13 protein-coding genes and 1 tRNA gene are annotated in these 18,527 nt (G+C 49.8%); 6 read left to right on the forward strand and 8 right to left on the reverse strand.

From position 1 onward, the window contains the following. The first annotated feature begins 92 nt into the window (after positions 1–92). Together JUB14_RS16875 and JUB14_RS16880 are read left to right on the forward strand one after the other, a co-directional pair. Complete coding sequence (locus JUB14_RS16875; RefSeq protein WP_207507548.1) at positions 93–893, forward strand: CPBP family intramembrane glutamic endopeptidase; 801 nt, start codon at positions 93–95, stop codon at positions 891–893. Between the two features lie 84 nt (positions 894–977). Next, positions 978–1,757: a glycerophosphodiester phosphodiesterase gene (locus JUB14_RS16880; protein WP_207507550.1), complete on the forward strand. Its 780-nt coding sequence runs from the start codon at positions 978–980 to the stop codon at positions 1,755–1,757. Positions 1,758–1,781: 24 nt separating this feature from the next. Here JUB14_RS16880 and JUB14_RS16885 read toward each other — a convergent pair whose 3' ends face one another. Then, positions 1,782–2,297 carry a C40 family peptidase gene (locus JUB14_RS16885; protein ID WP_207507557.1) on the reverse strand — a complete coding sequence of 172 codons (516 nt, stop codon included), beginning with the start codon at positions 2,295–2,297 and terminating at the stop codon, positions 1,782–1,784. 567 nt (positions 2,298–2,864) lie between these two features. On the opposite strand from JUB14_RS16885, the gene JUB14_RS16890 reads away from it, so the two are divergent. The 4 genes from JUB14_RS16890 to JUB14_RS16905 all read left to right on the forward strand — a co-directional run bounded on the left by JUB14_RS16890 (position 2,865) and on the right by JUB14_RS16905 (position 8,047). Beyond that, positions 2,865–3,488, forward strand: a complete 624-nt coding sequence (locus JUB14_RS16890; protein WP_207507559.1) for a HupE/UreJ family protein — start codon at positions 2,865–2,867, stop codon at positions 3,486–3,488. A 59-nt stretch (positions 3,489–3,547) separates the two neighbouring features. Then, positions 3,548–5,929, forward strand: a complete 2,382-nt coding sequence (locus tag JUB14_RS16895) for a M1 family metallopeptidase (RefSeq protein WP_207507561.1) — start codon at positions 3,548–3,550, stop codon at positions 5,927–5,929. 104 nt (positions 5,930–6,033) lie between these two features. After that, positions 6,034–6,996 carry a YheT family hydrolase gene (locus tag JUB14_RS16900; RefSeq protein WP_207507564.1) on the forward strand — a complete coding sequence of 321 codons (963 nt, stop codon included), beginning with the start codon at positions 6,034–6,036 and terminating at the stop codon, positions 6,994–6,996. A 97-nt stretch (positions 6,997–7,093) separates the two neighbouring features. Further along, entirely contained in the window at positions 7,094–8,047 is a 954-nt protein-coding gene (locus JUB14_RS16905; RefSeq protein ID WP_207507566.1) for a D-2-hydroxyacid dehydrogenase, read from the forward strand. Here JUB14_RS16905 and JUB14_RS16910 read toward each other — a convergent pair. From JUB14_RS16910 to JUB14_RS16940, 7 genes are all read right to left on the reverse strand, one after another. Beyond that, positions 8,044–8,922 (reverse strand): MerR family transcriptional regulator, encoded by an 879-nt coding sequence (locus JUB14_RS16910; RefSeq protein WP_207507568.1) that lies wholly within the window; start codon positions 8,920–8,922, stop codon positions 8,044–8,046. The two genes, JUB14_RS16905 and JUB14_RS16910, sit on opposite strands and share 4 nt — an antisense overlap. 240 nt (positions 8,923–9,162) lie before the next feature. Further along, a complete protein-coding gene (locus tag JUB14_RS16915; RefSeq protein ID WP_229367946.1) occupies positions 9,163–9,840 on the reverse strand; it encodes a carotenoid biosynthesis protein in 678 nt (225 codons plus the stop codon). A 183-nt stretch (positions 9,841–10,023) separates the two neighbouring features. After that, a tRNA-His gene (locus JUB14_RS16920) sits at positions 10,024–10,099 on the reverse strand. A 93-nt stretch (positions 10,100–10,192) separates the two neighbouring features. After that, positions 10,193–10,804, reverse strand: a complete 612-nt coding sequence (locus JUB14_RS16925) for a superoxide dismutase (protein ID WP_207507570.1) — start codon at positions 10,802–10,804, stop codon at positions 10,193–10,195. Between the two features lie 64 nt (positions 10,805–10,868). Next, positions 10,869–11,312: a nucleoside deaminase gene (locus JUB14_RS16930; RefSeq protein WP_207507572.1), complete on the reverse strand. Its 444-nt coding sequence runs from the start codon at positions 11,310–11,312 to the stop codon at positions 10,869–10,871. Between the two features lie 78 nt (positions 11,313–11,390). Then, positions 11,391–15,212, reverse strand: coding sequence for an Ig-like domain-containing protein (locus JUB14_RS16935; protein WP_207507574.1), 3,822 nt, complete (start codon positions 15,210–15,212; stop codon positions 11,391–11,393). Positions 15,213–15,380: 168 nt separating this feature from the next. After that, positions 15,381–18,443 (reverse strand): serine hydrolase domain-containing protein, encoded by a 3,063-nt coding sequence (locus tag JUB14_RS16940; RefSeq protein WP_207507576.1) that lies wholly within the window; start codon positions 18,441–18,443, stop codon positions 15,381–15,383. Between the last annotated feature and the right edge of the window lie 84 nt (positions 18,444–18,527).

The raw sequence follows: 18,527 nt of genomic DNA on the forward strand, positions 1-18,527 counted from the left end.
TTTGAAATGAGGTGTACCCTAAAATCGTTTGTTTTATCAGGCAACACCGGTATTGTCTGACTAAGTAGTATGTATATAAGTAGCAGTAACTGATGAAGCAACGACATATCTGGTACGTCCTGCTGGCCAACGGCTTGTTCGCAACAATAGCCAATCTGTTGTTCCTGATCGATGGCATCCAGCAACTGTGGAAAATTCTGTGGCAAAGCCTCCTGTATGGAATGGTCGTATACGCTTTTCAGATCGCCCTGACGTACTACCTCATTCAGAAATACGCCTCCCGCTCCTGGCTGTATCAGCCTTTCAAAGCTAAGGCCTGGGCAGTCGGCTTGGGTGTAAGTTTAGGCATCTGGCTTCTTTATACCGGCGTCTATTGGTTTAAGCACTCAACTAACCTCCTGTTTCCTAACTCGTCCGGGAGCTTCATCCGCTTCCTTTCGGTTTTTCTTTTTAACTCACTGCCCGGTGCACTCATTGAGGAGTATCTTTTCAGGTACCTTCCGGTTCGGTACGTCGAAAGCAAAAGGCTGGATAAATCTAAGGCGTGGCTCCTGTACCTGGGCGTTCTGATCCTATTTACACTGGTGCATATACCCGCTTATATCCTCCGCGACCAGGTACCGCTCTCGGCGCTCTGGAGTCCCTTCTCGATGGGAATCGCTTTTTTCTTTGTCTACCACACCACCCGCAACCTTCCCTTTGCGGCCCTTTTTCACGCTTTTACCAATAATTCGTGGTTTATCTACGGCCCCAGTAAAAATACCGATTACTCTATTGTGATCCTGGTTAGTATTGTCTGGCTTATGCTGCGCATCTGGCAAAAGCAGCGGGAATACAAGCTAAAGGTTCTTGAAGAACTTGAGAGCTCTCAACTCGAGCGCCAGCCGGAGTAACCCCTCCATCCTTTACAAAATAGTAACAGTTTCATCTTTATTTTTTATAGTAAATTGCGTCCATCACCTACCCTTACTGTACCCATGAAAAGAACCCTATTGATTGCCGCGCTAGGTCTGACTACACTTGCCTTTCTTCAGAGTATGATCGCTACTAAGAAAAAGACTAATAAAGTAATAGCTCATCGCGGTGCCTGGAAAAATACCGGTGCCCCCCAAAACACAATTGCTTCCTTACAGCATGCCATCAAGCTTGGCTGCTACGGTAGTGAGTTTGATGTACATATGTCAGCCGACTCGGTACTGGTTATCAACCATGACCACACCATACAGGGGGTAGCTCTGGAGACAACTCCGGCGGCTCAGCTTTCGGCTATCAAACTGAGTAACGGCGAGCCACTACCCACGCTGGAAGCTTATCTGAACGAAGGTAAAAAGCAGAAACGTACGCGGCTCATCCTGGAAATAAAAGCTTCACAACTCGGGAAAGAGCGCTCGCTGGCGCTGGCTCAGAAGTGTGTGGAGATGGTCCGCAAAACAAAGACCCGTAGCCTGGTCGACTACATCAGCTTTGACTACGATGTATGTAAGAAGGTAAAGGAACTGGATCCGGCCGCGCAGGTAGCCTACCTCAATGGCGATAAAACGCCGGAGCAGGTAGCAGCAGACGGCCTGTACGGACTGGACTACCACTACAGCGTCTACAAGAAGAATGAAAACTGGATCAAGGAAGCGCAACAAAAAGGCCTGACCCTGAACGCATGGACCGTTAACGACCGCAGCCTGATGGATTGGTTCCTGGAACGAAACGTGGACTTCATCACTACGGACCAGCCGGAACTACTACTGGAAATTACGCAGTAAGGAGCCTAACGGACAACGGAGTTCTTACTCCTCGTCGTCCTGAGTCAGGATACGGCGGATAGCCAGAAAACGGTTACGGTAGTACTGGGACTGGAGCAGGTCGTAGCGGATACCTCCTTTGAAGGCCGAGTGAATAAAACGGACATAGCCAGGAGTCACTTCGGTGATAATACCCACATGCCCTACCTGGGCGCTTTTAGTATTTTGTCCTTTGAAAAAGATCAGATCGCCGGGGCGTGCCTCGGCGATTTCTATTTCTTTGCCTTTATCAGCCTGCGCCGCACTCGAATGAGGCAGGGAGAATCCCCAGTTAGAGAATATATAGCGAACAAAGCCCGAGCAATCAAATCCTTTTCTGGAAGCTCCTCCCCGGCGGTAAGGAATATGCAGATGGCGTTCGGCGAAGTTGATAAGTGACTCTATCATACCGGTAGTTTCGGAAGTAGAGGTGCTGGTTGACTGTGCCTGTACCGGCTCAGCCAGTGCTGTTCCTACCCAGGCGATGAGGCCCAGGAGCATTACTTTAACAGAACTTTTCATTCGTAACAGGAGGGTTCAATCTATACTGGCTCTCAAAAAAAGCCAATTCCTGTTACAATACCACACTTTTTGTGCCATTTTTGGACAGCCACCGCTTATAACGAAAGCAACATATCCCCCTGCCAGAGCCTCTTCCTCATCTGCATGCTGAGAGTTACTCCCAGCTACAAAACCCTCACTCTCTATACATTAATGCAAGCTTACGCTTTCATTTCCAATCTCATACAAGCTGCCAAACCTAATTAAACAGGCGGCATAAATAAAACTTTTTGAAGGGCATGAACCAAGAGTGACAGTAGCTGGTACAGAGGCTAAAAAAATGGTTGAAAGAAAAGTGCAAAATCACAGCAGAAGTACCCATCACTTTCCATGCAGCCACAGTTTACCGGCGTCCGATGAATTAAAGTGCCAGAACCCTGACTTCACACACATGCTGCTTTTAAGGCTTGCTCATTTACATTTCTGACAAAAAATGGAGACATTGCAACCTTTGTAGCCGGATTTCACAACTGTTTTAGGGACTTAGCTAAGTCTTTTTTAACTTTATTGCTTTAACAAGTACAAGTCATGTCTGAATTTGAAGCGTACCTCCAACTAGGATTTGAACATATCACTGACCCCAATGGCTATGATCATATACTTTTTGTAATAGCGCTGTGTGCTATCTATACCCTGCGCGACTGGAAGAAGGTACTGGTTCTCATTACGGCTTTTACCATAGGACATTCGGTTACCCTGGCGTTAGCTACGCTCAATATTATCCAGGTACGTTCGGATGTGATCGAGCTGCTGATCCCAATCACGATCCTGTTTACCGCATTCATGAATTTTTTTCATCATATACCCAAGACTACCCTTATTACCGATGAAAAAAGCTCGCCTCTAAGATACCCGATGGCCCTGCTGTTTGGACTTATTCATGGCCTGGGATTCTCGACCTATCTGAGGAGCCTGCTGGGGGGAGAAGCCAGTATCGTAGAGCCGCTGCTGGCGTTTAATGTTGGGCTCGAGCTGGGACAGATCCTGATCGTGTTCATTGCGCTGTTGATAGCCCTTGCGATCGTAGAGTTTTTCCGCTCGCCCAAGCGCAGCTGGAATTACATCATATCAGGTATAATTGCCGGCATGGCTATATCGTTGATTATTAATAATGAGCTTTTTAGAGAGCTGGCGGGTCTTCCTGTTGAATAACTTTACCTACTTATAAGTACCTAACCTAAATCAATCCATTCATCACAGTAAACCAAACCATGAACAAACTCCTTTCTTTTGTGGTAGCGTGTCTGTTGGTAACGGGTGTTCAAGCGCAACGGCTTCCAACCTCTGAGAGGTATAACGCCAACGACAGTTTTGAGCAACTGGGTACCACCCTCCCTACCCCCAACACCTACCGCACCGCCTCCGGAGCTCCCGGGCGCGAGTACTGGCAGATGCGCGCTGACTATGATATAAAGGCCGAACTGGACGATCAGAACCAGCGTATCACCGGTACCGAAACCATTACATTCTTTAACAACTCTCCGGACGAGCTTCGCTACCTCTGGCTCCAGCTGGATCAGAATATATTCGACAAAAGCTCCATTTCGGGAGTGACCGGTACGGGAGGTATTGGACCAAACGGTGCTACGCCCCGGCAGCTTCAGAGCCTCAGTTCCAATGGCAGCCATGGCAACAAGGCCAACAGCGAGTACGGCTACAACATCACTGCCGTTCGTGATAAGGCCGGTAAGCCACTCCCCTACACCATCAACAATACCATGATGCGTATAGACCTGCCGACCCCGCTGAAGCCGGGTGCCAATGTGGTCTTTGGGGTAGACTGGAACTACTACGTTACTGACTACTACGGTCGCAGCGGGTATGAGTTCTTCGAAAAAGATGGCAACTACAACTACTTCATCGCGCACTGGTTCCCCCGCATGGCTCCCTACGATGATGTCAACGGCTGGCAGAACAAGCAGTTCCTGGGTCAGGGTGAGTTTGCGCTGATCTTTGGTAACTACAAAGTAGCCATCACAGTACCTAATGACCATATCGTAGCCGCAACCGGCGAATGCCAGAACTACGCGCAGGTACTTACGCCTACGCAGCGTCAGCGCCTCAAGCAGGCCGAGACCTCCAAGGTACCTGTAGTAATCGTAACGCAGCAGGAAGCCGAGCAGGCCGAAAAAGGCAAGCCTACCGGCAAGAAAACCTGGGTATACAAAGCTGACAACGTTCGTGACTTTGCCTTTGCCAGCAGCCGTAAGTTTATCTGGGATGCTATGCAGACCGATGTATACGGCAACGGCCGCAAGATCTGGTCTATGTCTTACTACCCTAAGGAAGGTAACCCACTGTGGGGACAGTACTCGACCCGCGCCGTGGAGCACACCCTGAAATCGTACGGTAATCGTACCTTCGAGTACCCCTATCCGGTAGCTATCTCCTGCCACGCGGTACCCGGTGGTGGTATGGAGTACCCCATGATCAGCTTCAACGGTGGCCGCCCCGAGCCGGATGGTACCTATACCGAGCAGGTGAAGTACGGCATGATCGGGGTGATCATCCACGAGGTAGGTCACAACTTCTTCCCCATGATCGTAAACTCCGATGAGCGTCAGTGGACCTGGATGGACGAAGGCCTGAACACCTTCTGCCAGTACCTGGCTGAGAAAGAGTGGGACTTCAACTACCCTACCCGTCGTGGAGAACCTATTCAGATCGTCGACTATATGTCGTCAGATAAGTCGGTACTGTCGCCTATCATGACTTCGTCGGACAATGTGATTGGTCTGGGACCTAACGCCTACGCCAAGCCCGCTACGGCGCTGAACATCCTGCGCGAGACGGTAATGGGCCGCGAGTTATTTGACTATGCATTTAAAGAATACGCCAACCGGTGGCGCTTCAAGAGCCCTACTCCGGCCGACTTCTTCCGTACCATGGAGGATGCCTCAGGGGTTGATCTGGACTGGTTCTGGAAGGGCTGGTTCTACGGTGTACAGCCGGTAGATCAGGCGCTGGTCAATGTAGAGTGGTACAACCTGAACACACAGAACCCGGAAATAGAGAAGGCACTGGCCCGTGAAGAAGCAGCCCGCCGCGCTCAAACCATGAGCAAGATCCGGGATGCCCAGAACAAGGACAAAACGGTAGTAGCTCAGGATTCGACCATGCGCGACTTCTACAACAGCTACGATCCTTATAAAGTAACTCCGGCGGATCGTCAGAAGTACGAAGAGTACCTGGCTACGCTGACGCCTGAGGAGCGCGAACTGGTACAGAATAACCAGAACTTCTATACCCTGACCCTTAAGAACCAGGGCGGAGTGGTGATGCCGGTGATCGTGCGGATGGAATTCGAAGACGGAACGGACTCTGTAGCCCGCTTCCCCGCCGAAATCTGGCGCTTCAACGATCAGCAGATCCTGAAGGTAATCTCTACCAAGAAGAAGGTAGTACAGTGGACACTCGATCCATTCAACGAAATTGCTGATATCGAAACCAGCAACAACTCCTTCCCGCCGGTGCAGAAGCCTACCCGCTTCCAGCTCTATAAGCAGCAGCAGCGCCGTACTCCTAACCCGATGCAGCAGGAACAGCAAAGCGGTGGAGCCGGCAGGCTGGGCAGTGGCAGTAGTAACAAATAAGTCAGAACCACAACGGGTCTGAATACGTTAAAAGAGTCTGTACGCGATACGTGTACAGACTCTTTTGTTTATTGCTAATACCACACCATTAGCTTTCGGACTATATGCCTGTTCTACGCCACTCTTCCTACCCCGGCCCTCCGCGTTACCTGTACAACGGGCACCTGCAGACGATCGTCCCCAGCGCCTTTCGGAAGGTAAAAGGCTTGGTGTACGAGCGTGAGCGGCTGGATCTTTCGGATGGCGATTTTCTGGATCTGGACTGGGTCGACCGGGGCAGCAAGCGACTGGTCATCCTGACACACGGCCTGGAGGGTGACTCCTACCGCCCCTACATGATGGGTACGGCCAAGCTGTTCGCTCAAAGTGACTGGGATGTACTGGCCTGGAACTGTCGCTCGTGCAGTGGTGAAATGAATCGTGCCTTCCGGCTGTACAACCACGGTGAGATCGGCGACATTCACGAAGTCATACAGCATGCCCTGCGCACCCGGCGGTACGAAGAGGTAGCGCTGATCGGCTTCAGTATGGGTGGTAATATCACGCTGAAGTACCTGGGGGTGCACGGCAAGGAGGCTCCCGATGTGATACGACGTGGGATGGCTGTTTCGGCGCCCGTTGATCTGGGCTCCAGCGCCCGTATTCTCGACAGCCCTTCCAACCGTTTTTATAAAAAGCGATTTCTAAACAAGCTCACCAGGAAAGTACTGCTGAAGGCGGAGCTGCACCCAGGTCTGCTGGATATTACCAGGCTCCAGTCTGTAAGGGTGTGGCAGGACTTTGACGAGGCATTCTCGGCTCCACTGGGAGGCTACCGCGATGCTACCGACTTTTATACCCAGGCTTCGGCGCTCAACTATATGCCGGGCATACAGATACCGGTACTATTGGTCAATGCGCAGAACGACCCAATACTTACTCCCCAGTGCGCTCCGGCTGCTCTGGCCGAACAGCACCCCCACATTTACCTCGAAACGCCCCGGCTCGGCGGCCACGTGGGCTTCATGGTAGCTCGTGATGAATATACCTGGTCCGAAAGGCGGGCGCTTGAATTTGTAAGTAGCTAGAAAAAATACAGATCTTTGCCCTTACCCAATACTGTACTACCCCATCACTATTGATAACCTGAGGTACCTGCTACCTCCTGACTTACTACCACTACCTATGAACATTGTTATCCTTGACGGCTATACCCTTAACCCCGGCGACCAAAGCTGGGAATCCATTGAAGCACTAGGTACTGTTACTATCTATGACCGTACTCCCACGGAGCAGATTGTAGAGCGGGCTAAGGATGCCGATATCGTGCTGGTCAATAAATTAGAACTACGCGATAAACAGCTAGCCCAACTGCCAAAGCTAAAATACATCGGCGTAACGGCCACCGGATATAATAATATAGATCTGGAAGCTGCCCGTAGTCAGGGAATCGTGGTAACAAATGTAAAGGGATATAGCTCACCCTCCGTAGCCCAACATACCTTTGCCCTCTTGCTAGCACTCACCAACCACGTAGAGCTGCACAGCCAGAGTGTACACAGCGGCGACTGGACTAAATCTCCCGACTTCTGCTACTGGAAAACGCCCCTGGTAGAATTGAGTGGTAAAACAATGGGACTGATCGGGCTGGGTGACATAGGCTCGCAGGTAGCTCAGGTGGCGCTGGCTTTTGGTATGGAGGTACTGGTCTATCGCAAGCATCCCTCCCAGACCGACAATAGTCAGATCCAAAATGTAAGCCTGGAAGAACTTTTCAAAAATAGCGATGTGGTAAGTCTGCACTGCCCCCTTACAGAGGATACGCGGGAGATCGTAAACGCAGAATCACTGGCCCTGATGAAACCGTCAGCCTACCTCATCAACACCGGCAGGGGGCCGCTTATCAATGAAGCCGATCTGGCCGATGCTTTGCAAAAGGGACAAATAGCCGGGGCTGCACTGGATGTACTTTCCTCAGAGCCACCTCAGGCGGATAATCCGTTATTCAATGCTCCCAACTGTATTATTACCCCCCACATAGCCTGGGCATTCTTTGAGTCACGGCAGCGGTTGTTACAGCTAGCGGCAGAAAATATTGAGGCGTTTCAGGCAGGTAGCCCGCAGAATGTAGTAAGCTAGGATTCTACAAATTTGATCAGGTCGTCTACTTTGTTAATGACAACGACATTCTCGGCTGTATCAATACCCTGCCCTACAACCTGGTACCCCGTCAGCAGGATGGTAGAATTAGGAAAGCGAGCGGACAAGTTATCCACATAAGGCTGTACATCACTATTGGCGGGTGCCGATGTAATAGCGGTGAAGACATAGTCAGGCTTGTGAATGTCGTAGGCGAACTCCAGTTCATTGAACGGCAGACTCTGCCCCAGATACACCACTTTGTTATGGCGCGCCCGGATGATGTAGTTAGCAAATAGCAGGCTTATCTCATGCAGTTCACCTTCGGGTAAATACAGCAGGTACTTCTTTGAGTTGGGACCTAACTTTACCACCTGTCCGTCTATGGCTACGATAATTTTCTGCCGGACCAGATTGGTAATGAAGTGCTCCTGAGCAGGCCCGATTGATCCAGTAACCCATAATGTACCGATCCGGCTCAGAAACGGGTAGATGATATTGGCCATTGTACTCTCAAATCCAAACTGCAGGATATTAGTACTTATTACTTTCTCAAATCGCTCCTCATCCAGATCAATCATGGATATCGTGAGTGAATGAATCTGATCGGGATAGTTAAGCTTACGGTCAGAGATGGCTATGACTTCATTACTCATCTCCTCAAAGCTCATCTTGGCTATTTCAGAGATCTTGTACCCGTGGTCTTTAAGCAGTGAGATATTCAGGACGAGTTTGAGATCCTGGTCGTCGTACAGACGAATATTGGTATCGGTACGCTTGGGAGAAATAATGTTGTAGCGCTGCTCCCAAATACGCAACGTATGAGCTTTTATCCCCGAAAGTTGTTCAAGATCGCGTATAGAATAGTTGCTCATAGTTTACTGAAAGAGGGCTTAAAAAAGATTATGTCGTTGCTTTATATAGTAACAGATCCAAATAGATATTGTTCCTTCCTACAAATCTGACGGGACAGCATTAGCCTTGAAACCTTCTATAAGTCAGGCGCTTCGTGTCTACTATACTTCCTATTCAGATAGCTACCCTCTTTTAGTATACACGCCTGTTCGGACAGACATACAATTAACAACCGATTTCCAAATTTGTTTAATTTTTGTTTACCAAAAAATAAACAAGGTACTCAACCCAAAGAAAAAAAACTGCAGCAGAAAGAGCAAAGGTGCCAGCCGGTTGTCTTTGCTAAAAGAGAGGCGGTAGAATAGCAGGAGGAGTAAAGCCGAAACTACGTACCAGGCCACGTAGTTTTGCAGAGGAATAGTTGCACTGTTCCAGCTCCAGAAGTCCAGTTCGATAGCCACCGGCTCGATCAGGATATCCAACCCAACCATTAGTGCAGCAGCTATGAGCGCCTTAACCCAGGCTGGTGCAGATAACCGGTCACAGATACTCCCACTGGCGTAGGTCAGCATAAGCCAGTTGCTCCCAATTACCAGCGGTACTTCCCATACCTTCCAGCCCAGAGCCGAACCATACTGATAGGAACCAAAAATAAGGCCGGTATGAACGCCTGCCACTTCTACAAAAAAACCAACCAGAAAGGCCGTTACGCAATACAGCAGGAAGGAACGGTTCCAGTCGGTATGGAACAGCAGAAGCAGCCCCAGAGAAGCTAGTAAGTTGAGAGGAATGAGCGGACGAAAGACAGGCTGAAGCGACTCTACCTGCAAGCCAATTACCCCCGCCAGGTACATAAGGGGTAGCACTATGAAAATGATCCGCCGGGTAGTGGGAGTTAACAGCGGTGGCCTGACCGGGATGGATTGTTGTGTAATCAAGATAGTACTTTACGGATGAGTGGGACAGAGAATACGTTGTTTACAGGTCACATGACCTGACACATAAACACGTAAAGCCGGCAAAAGTTGCAAGGAAACGATTGGGCTATAAGCACCAGGTACCAATGAACAGACTCCCTAGGTACCAAAAGAAAAACCCCGCTTACGCGGGGTTTTTCGGAGGGGAGAAAGACGGGTCTCGAACCCGCGACCTCCAGAACCACAATCTGGCGCTCTAACCAACTGAGCTACAATCTCCGTTTTTGAGAGTACAAAACTATACAAAAGGTTTATGGCTTGCAATACCAACAGGCATTTTTTTTACAAGCCATAAACCTTTCATTACTCTATATTAGGCCTTACGGGCTGATTTATAGTTCTCTTCAGCGGCATTCCAGTCTACTACATTCCAGTAAGCATCCACATAATCAGGGCGCTTATTCTGATATTTGAGGTAGTAGGCATGCTCCCACACGTCCAGACCAATGACAGGAGTACCTTTGGTTTCGGCTACGCCCATCAGAGGGTTGTCCTGATTCGGAGTAGAAGTAACAGCCAGATCACCACCTTCGGTAACGATCAACCACGCCCATCCTGAACCAAAACGGCCACCTGCCGCTTTTTTGAACTCCTCTTTTAACGCATCAAACGAACCAAACTTAGACTCAATAGCCTGAGCTAACTCGCCTTTGGGGCTACCACCTCCATTAGGAGAAAGAGTTTTCCAGAAAAAAGAGTGGTTCCAGTGTCCACCTCCGTTATTACGAACAGCCGCCGACAGATTAGATCCCGACAGAATCTCTTCTATGCTTTTACCTTCCTGGTCTGTACCAGCGATGGCGTTGTTGAGGTTGTTAACATAAGCCTGGTGGTGGCGATCATGGTGGATCTCCATGGTCATAGCGTCGATATGAGGCTCAAGCGCGTCATTAGCGTAGGGTAGTGGATCGAGTGTAAATGCCATTGTAAAATACAGTTTATAGGTTATAAGATTTAGATTTCGCTTTAGGTAACAGAGGAAATCTTTTTTATGTTCTTAGGCGGCGAAAAAAGTTGAGAAGCAACTGGCGGCTCTCCTCCTCCATAATACCACTATCCAGGACGGTCTTTGGATGTAGTACAGACTTTCCTAATCGGCTGAAACCACGCTTATCATCACTGGCCGCATAGACCACCCGCCCCAATTGTGCCCAGTACAGCGCCCCCGCACACATGACACAGGGCTCCAGCGTGACGTACAGGGTACAATCCTGCAGGTACTTGGCTCCCAGGTACTCCGAAGCCGTCGTAATGGCCAGTATCTCGGCATGAGCCGTGACATCGTGCAGCAACTCGGTCTGGTTAAAAGCGCGGGCTATAATACGCTGCTTACACACCACGACTGCGCCTACGGGTATTTCCCCTGCCTCCGCTGCACGATGCGCCAGGCTGAGCGCTTCGCTCATAAAGTAATTGTCCGTGTATAAATCCATGGGGCAAAAGTAAGGACATATAAAAAGCGAGAAGGCTCACCTCCTCGCTTTTTATAATTTATAGATCAGTATTAGTTATCAGTCCTGCTTTACAATTCGTCGTACTGCCACCCGGCCGCCGTTTTCAACCTGTATCAGGTATATACCCGAAGCCATGCGACTAAAGTCTACTTCTGTCCTGGTGGCGCGTACTTTCTTTTCCAGCACCGGCCGTCCACTTATATCAAACACCCGTAACTGAGCTTCTCCCGCTACCAGCGAGGCCTCTATATCTACAATACAGGTGGTTTGTACCGGGCTTGGATATACCGTCAGCCATTTCGCATTCAGTACCGGCTCTACCCCCAGGATAGGATCTACCTGCACGCGTGCCGTGCCGCTGGCCTTACCGGTACCACACTGGTTAGACACCGCTGCCACCGAGTAAGTAGTAGTAGTACCAGGCTTCACCGTTACAATATGCGGAGTTACACTGGTTGTGATAAGCGAATCACGCGTACCATTATTGAAGGTAAAGGTCCAGGGACCGTCACCCGTCAGAGCTACACTCAGGTTAGCCGTTTCGCCAATCAGGATGGTAGTAGCACCCGTCAGCGTAGCTGTAGGTAGTGGACGTACTGTAACATTGACAGGGCTTATGCTTCCGCGCAATATAAACTGTGGGCTCTCCCCTACTACCCGTACAAAGTAGTTGCCGCCCCTGGTACTATCAGGTACGGTAGCTACGGCATCGTTACCATTCTGGACAGTAGGTATGGTGTAGAAATTCCGGTCGGTGGTGTCTGGAGAGATCTGTACATTGAATTTGTTAGTAGATACGAATTCACCCGATGCCTGGAAGGGGATCGTAAATGTTCTGCCGGCACACAGGCTGGCCGTAGTAGGGTTACCAGTGCTGATGGTTGGGATCAAAACAGTTACCATAGCACTACCGTTAGGCGTTCCCTTACCACATTCGTTGGACACCTCCGTTACCAGGTAGGTAGTAGTGCGCTGCGGAGAAACCTGAACACGCAGAGGATTCTGAGAAGTACGTCCGGACAAACCATTGGATAGTACATAGCTCCATGGGCCATCGCCGGTAAAGTTTACCAGTATCTCGGCCGACTGCCCCAGACTAATGGCTTTATCTCCACCGATTGTAGCCGATGGCAGAGGCTTGATGCGTACTTTGATCTCTTCCTTAGGGCTTTCACACTTATTGCTACCTGTCTGGGTTACATAGAAAGAGTAAGTACCTACATTAGCCGTAAAAGGAGTAAAAGGATTAGTCTGTGACTCCGTTGATGCAGACTCACGGTACCACTTGAGATTTTCACCCTGCGCGGCGAGTGGACTAGCCGTGACATTCTGACAATACTCAATCGGTGAAGTAACAGCCGGCTTGGGAGTAGTATTGATACGAACCTTGATCTCAGCCCGATCTCCCACGCAGCCTCTCAACGTCTGGCTTACATAATAAGAGGTAGTACCACCATCCTGTGTAGAGGGTACAGGTGCGTTAGCGGAAGCGGAACCACCAGTGGCATTAGTACCATACCAGTTGATAGTAGCCCCAGTCTCAGGGGTAGCCGCTAGCGGTGTGGCTGTAACAAACTGGCAATATTCTATCAGTGACTGCACAGTGGGTAGAGCAGGCAGACGCTTTACTTCCACCCGAAGCTGAGCTCTCGGTCCTTCACAACCTTTCACAGTTACCTGACTTACATAGTAAGAGGTAGTATCCACATTGAGCAGATTAACATTAGGGGCGGTAGTGTTGCCCGTACCACCACTGGCAGCTGTATACCAGCGGAAGGTATTGCCCGCAGCACCGGTAGCCGCCAAGGTAATGTTTTGGGCCTGGCGTGTCTGACACTGCTCTACCGAGGTAACAGTAGGTTGTACAGGCAGCGGATTGATAACAACAGTAATCTTAGCCCGGGGGCTTTCGCAAGTAAGATTTGTTGTACCTACTGCTTTGGTTTGAGTTACAAAGTAAGAAGTGCTATCAGCCTTTGTGGTATTAGGTGTCGGAGCCGTAGTACTTGCAGTTCCACCCGTTGCTACAGTATACCATTTCAGATTATCGCCCTGAGCCGCAAGAGGTGTGGCCGTGGCATCCTTACAGTATTCTTCACGAGTACTCACAGTTGGCAGAGGAGTAGTATTGATACGTACTTTAATCTCGGCCCGGTCACTCTCGCACCCGTTCACCGTCTGACTCACATAGTACGAAGTAACGCCTCCTTCCTGTGTAGATGGTACCGGAGCAGTAGCGGAGCTGGTTCCACCGGTAGCATTGGTTCCATACCAGTTAGGGGTAGCTCCATTTGAGAAAGTAGGCTTTAAAGCAGTAGCCGTAGCAAACTGACAGTATACAACATCTTGCGTTCCTGTTGGCGAAGCAGGTAAAGGATTTACCCGAACATCAATTTTAGCTCTTGAACTTTCACACCCCTGAGGTGTTACCTGGCTGACGTAAAAGGTATGATTAGTAGCATTGACGAGGTCTATGACTGGAGCAGAGATAGCCGTACCACCGGTGGCTGCCTGATACCAGCGCAACTCGTTTCCGGCAGAAGCCGTAGCATTTAAAGTGCGAGAAGTAGCTGTTTTTGTCTGGCAGTATACAGCCGGACCATCAAGAGTAGGAGCAGCAGGAATAGCACTCGTAGTTACTTTTATTTCAGTGGGAGCACTTTCGCAGCCAAGGCCGTTTCTTTGAGTTACTTTATATACCTGCTCACCAACTGTGTTAGTACCCGGGACAGGAGCGGTAGCCTGGGAATTACCATTGGGCAGGTACCATCGTAGCGTATTACCACTAGTGGCCGTAGCCGACAGAGCCTGAGCCGTAGCTCCCTGACAGTACCCTACTGTAGCCTGGGCTACAGCCGGGGCAGCAGGAGCGGGACTAATCGTTACAACAACAGTTTTTTTGACACTCTCACATCCTCCCTTCGTTTGCGTCACATAGTAGGTACCCGCACTGGTAGGCTTAGGTGCTTCTGTCAGCAGATTATTAGATGAGTCGTACCAGCGCAGATTATCACCAGTAGCTGTCAGCGTTGTGCTGGCACATACTTCAACAGGGCTTGTGGCAGTAGGTGCCGCCGGAACCTCACTTACGGTAACAGTAATGGTCACCTTTGAGCTTTCACAACCGCCTGAGTTTACCTGTGATACTTTATAGGTAGTTGTACCTGCTGATGAAGTAGAGGGCGTAGGAGCTTCGGTTAAAGGAGTATCATTAGCTTGATACCATTTAAGGGTATTTCCTGAAGTAGCGGTGGCGCTAAGGGGAGTAGCCGTTTGTCCTACACAGTAGCTGTAGCTAGCCTGGGATACTGCAGGAGCAGCCGGAGCTGGCTTAATGGTAACCTCTATCTGGGCACGAGGGCTTTCACACCCTCCATTGCTTGACTGACTGACATAGTAGGAAGTTACCCCTGCTGCCGATGAACTGGGAGTAGGAGCCGTAGCGCTTGCAGTTCCGCCCGTAGCAGCAGTATACCATTTCAGGTTAGTACCCGTTGCCGTAAGTGGAGCTGTTGCTGCATTCTGACAATATTCTACATTGGCTACTGCCGGAGCGTCCGGTGCAGTCTGAATAGTAAGTACTGAGGTGCTGGCCGTACCCACTGTAAGGGGGTCTTTAGCTACAACACGTACTTTATAAGCAGTACCAGCTTCAACACCAATAGTAGGTATAGTTACTACCAGTGGGCTGGCGGCGCCGTTAGGCGTTAAGTTGAATACGTGTTCAAAGCTACCGGCAGCATTCGAAAGCTGTACAGTAAATTCATTGCCAGCATTAAAAGTACCCGTCTTAGTAAAGGGTACTGAAATGGTCCCCCCCAGGCATACTACTGTCTTGTCCGGTACTCCGGTAGTAATGGTGGGTGTTGTTTGTGCCAAAGATTGACCAGCCCACAACCAACTGACAAATAGCACTACCAGCCAACTAGTAAAAGTTTTTCCTTGCATATACCTGATTTTGAAGAGAAGGGTAATTTTTTGTTAAAAAATTGCCCTTAAAGTTAGGTATATTTTTTCAAAGAAAGATGCCAGGGGTGCAACCGGTGACTAAAGCTTCAGGATCGAATCATACACCAGATCATGTACTTTACGACGCGTGCGGTGGCGGTTGATTCCGTTGTTCTCCATGTCGGGATGAATACGGTTGGAAAGAAAAACAAACACCAGTTCTTCGTCCGGATCTACCCACGCTACTGCTCCCGTGAAACCAGTATGCCCAAAGGAGTTGATGGAAGCCTTAGAAGAGACATAGGAGCTATTTCCGCTCACCGGCGCTTTATCCCATCCTAAGCCCCGATGGTGAATGTTATCCTGCATACGGGCAAATAGCGGAACCGTCTCCGGCTGATAAAACTGTTTCCCGGCGTATATACCTTTCCACAAATTCATTTGCAGCAGGGTGGCTACTTCGAAGGCCGTTCCAAACAGGCCGGCATGACCGGAGACGCCTCCCTGAATAGCCGCCATCTGATCGTGAGCGGTTCCCTGGATCAGCTGACTCCGGAACCGGATGTCCTGCTCAGTGGGTGCGATCAGATTCTGGGGGAAACGACGAAGCGGGTTGAAGCCAAGGCGGGTCAGTCCCAGGGGCTCATAGATATTTTGATGTACAAACAGATCCAGGGGCTGAGCAGTCACGCGCTCCACGATTTTCTGCAGGGTGAGGAAGCCCAGATCACTGTATACATAGGAGTACTGTCCGGAACGTTCACGGCGGTTATGAAGCGGCGACTCCACGACCCACTTCCATACTGAGTCACGCAGCGTAGGCTTGGCATGTAGCCGGGGCGCAACCTGCAGCGGGAATGTACTATCGGCCGAAGCACTGTAGTACTCAGGGAGAAGTCCGCCGCCTCTGGTCATGGTACGCTCCCACAACTTAGGGTAAAAGGATACCAGGCCGGAGCGGTGCAGCAGGAGGTCACGGATAGTAAAGTACTGTTTGTTAGTAAAGCGGAGCTCCGGAAGGTACTCTGAGGCTTTTTTGTCCAGATCGATCAGCTTCCGATCGTAGAGCAGCATAACAGCCTGTAAGGTAGCGGCCACCTTGGTTACCGAAGCAAGATCATAGATAGTCTCTTCGTTTACACGCTCAGCCGAACGGTAGTTAAGGGTACCGTAGGATTTGTCGAACACGACTTTACCTTTTCTGGCCACCAATACCTGACAACCGGGAAACACATGCTCATTGATCGCTTCCGTGATTACATAATCAATATTGTGCAGTATACGGCTACTCATACCTACACTCTCAGCCGACCCGTAGCTCATGCGGCCAATGGCTTGTGTTTCGTACCCGTGGCCCGGCTGGTAAGATAACACGGATACGGGTAGTACTCCCTGACCAGGTAAGGCTCCGAATATAACCTGTGCTGCGGCCATTTGTGAATCCTCGCCGTCCTGGTTGGCACATAAAAGAACATCGGTTTCAGGGAAAAGCGGAATACTGTAAGGCGTACCAAACAAGGCCAGTACTACGCGCTTCCCCTGCTGTTTCATCCGGCTGATGAAGTTAACCGTACCGGCAGTTATACCGTGGTTACGGCGGGCCGAGGAGCTAATACCATGCACACTTACAATAATGGTTTCGTAGGCCTCCAGATGGGTCATCATCTGAGCAATCTCTTCGTCTGTACTGGGCTTATCCGCAAAGGTATGGTGACGCATCGGGGCATAGTGAGCGATCATTTTCTGGAAGGCTGTACCGGTACCAGCACCTATGGTTACCGAGGCTACCTTCATTCCCTCTATGCTTCGGATCGGCAGGAGACCATTATCATTACGAACCACAGTTACTGCCGCTTCGCTCAACTCACGGATCAGCTCTTTGCTTTCGACATTGTTCAGATCCTGATACAGGTTTGCCAGCTCTATAGGCTTGTATTGATTTAATCCTGCCCAGTACTTAGCCTGCAGAATACGCTTTACTTTCTTATCGATAAACTCCTGCGTGATAGTCCCCTGCTCGAGGGCGTCTTTGATGCGCTTCACTGTTTCGCCTACCTTTTCAGGATAAAGCAGTACATCATTACCGGCCAACAAGGCTTTTAGGTTTACATCGGCCGCTTTTCCTGCCTTAAGTACTCCCTGCATATTCATGGCGTCCGTAAACACCAGACCGCGGAAGCCCATCTCATTCTGAAGTAGCTCAGTCACTACTTTGTGAGATAGTGAGGAAGGCTGCTGGGGTGTATTGTCCAGGGCGGGCACAAACAGGTGTCCGCTCAGTACCCCCATCAGACTATCAGCAATCATTTTCTTATAGGGATAGATATCTATCTCCTGCAACCGCTCAGCAGAATGATTAACTACCGGAAGAGTGAGATGTGAATCGGTATCGGTATCACCGTGGCCGGGAAAGTGCTTGGCCGTAGCAATGACGTGATTGCGCTGAAGGCCCTTCATGTAGGCCGAAGACTTACGGCTTACATTTTCGCGGTCTTCACCGAATGAACGCACACCAATAATAGGGTTCTTGGGATTACTATTGACATCCGATACCGGAGCAAAGTTGATATGAATGCCCAGGCGGCGGCAGTGCTTACCGATCTCGTCGCCCATGCGGTACACCAATTCATCATTCTTGATGGCACCTAATACCATCTGACGGGGAAACTCAATGGTACTATCCAGACGCATACCTAGCCCCCACTCCCCATCTATACCTATAAACAAGGGTACTTTGGACTGGGCCTGAAAGCGATTAGTCAGAACAGCCTGACGGTAAGGACCTCCCTGAAAGAAGATAAGCCCCCCCAGGTGGTAGTCCCGGACTAGTTTTTCGACATAGCGGTTTTCGTACTCATTTCTGTTAGAGAAAGCGGCCACCATAAAGAACTGACCGATCTTTTCATCCAGCGATAGCGTAGCCAACGTGCTATCTACCCATTTCGCCTCGGGCAGTACGTGTACAGGTCCTGCTCTTCTTCTGGCTTTCTTAGCGGGTTTGACAACCTCTGGTTTTTTTGTAACCAGAGCTTCCAGCACAGTCGCCGACTTGTGCAACTTCCATGCTGTTGCTACTACTGAACTTACAATCAATGAGACACACATTCCAACTATTACCCGCAGTATTCCTGGACGGGTAATACGACCAAACCAATTTCTCATGCTTGTTGTTAAAGTGTATTAGGTGTAATGTTGATAATAATCGAACGCTACTATCAATAAGTTGTTCCCTCTCCAATATAACAA

Source organism: Telluribacter humicola (genome assembly GCF_017355935.1).
Lineage (GTDB): Bacteria > Bacteroidota > Bacteroidia > Cytophagales > Spirosomataceae > Telluribacter > Telluribacter humicola.

What these genes read in the sequence shown, in the direction of transcription:
- JUB14_RS16880 (WP_207507550.1), top strand. Translation starts at nt 978, where the DNA reads ATGAAAAGAACCCTATTGATTGCCGCGCTAGGTCTGACTACACTTGCC.
- JUB14_RS16890 (WP_207507559.1), top strand. Translation starts at nt 2,865, where the DNA reads ATGTCTGAATTTGAAGCGTACCTCCAACTAGGATTTGAACATATCACT.
- JUB14_RS16900 (WP_207507564.1), top strand. Translation starts at nt 6,034, where the DNA reads ATGCCTGTTCTACGCCACTCTTCCTACCCCGGCCCTCCGCGTTACCTG.
- JUB14_RS16930 (WP_207507572.1), bottom strand. Translation starts at nt 11,312, where the DNA reads ATGGATTTATACACGGACAATTACTTTATGAGCGAAGCGCTCAGCCTG.
- JUB14_RS16940 (WP_207507576.1), bottom strand. Translation starts at nt 18,443, where the DNA reads ATGAGAAATTGGTTTGGTCGTATTACCCGTCCAGGAATACTGCGGGTA.
- JUB14_RS16905 (WP_207507566.1), top strand. Translation starts at nt 7,094, where the DNA reads ATGAACATTGTTATCCTTGACGGCTATACCCTTAACCCCGGCGACCAA.
- JUB14_RS16925 (WP_207507570.1), bottom strand. Translation starts at nt 10,804, where the DNA reads ATGGCATTTACACTCGATCCACTACCCTACGCTAATGACGCGCTTGAG.
- JUB14_RS16895 (WP_207507561.1), top strand. Translation starts at nt 3,548, where the DNA reads ATGAACAAACTCCTTTCTTTTGTGGTAGCGTGTCTGTTGGTAACGGGT.
- JUB14_RS16910 (WP_207507568.1), bottom strand. Translation starts at nt 8,922, where the DNA reads ATGAGCAACTATTCTATACGCGATCTTGAACAACTTTCGGGGATAAAA.
- JUB14_RS16875 (WP_207507548.1), top strand. Translation starts at nt 93, where the DNA reads ATGAAGCAACGACATATCTGGTACGTCCTGCTGGCCAACGGCTTGTTC.
- JUB14_RS16885 (WP_207507557.1), bottom strand. Translation starts at nt 2,297, where the DNA reads ATGAAAAGTTCTGTTAAAGTAATGCTCCTGGGCCTCATCGCCTGGGTA.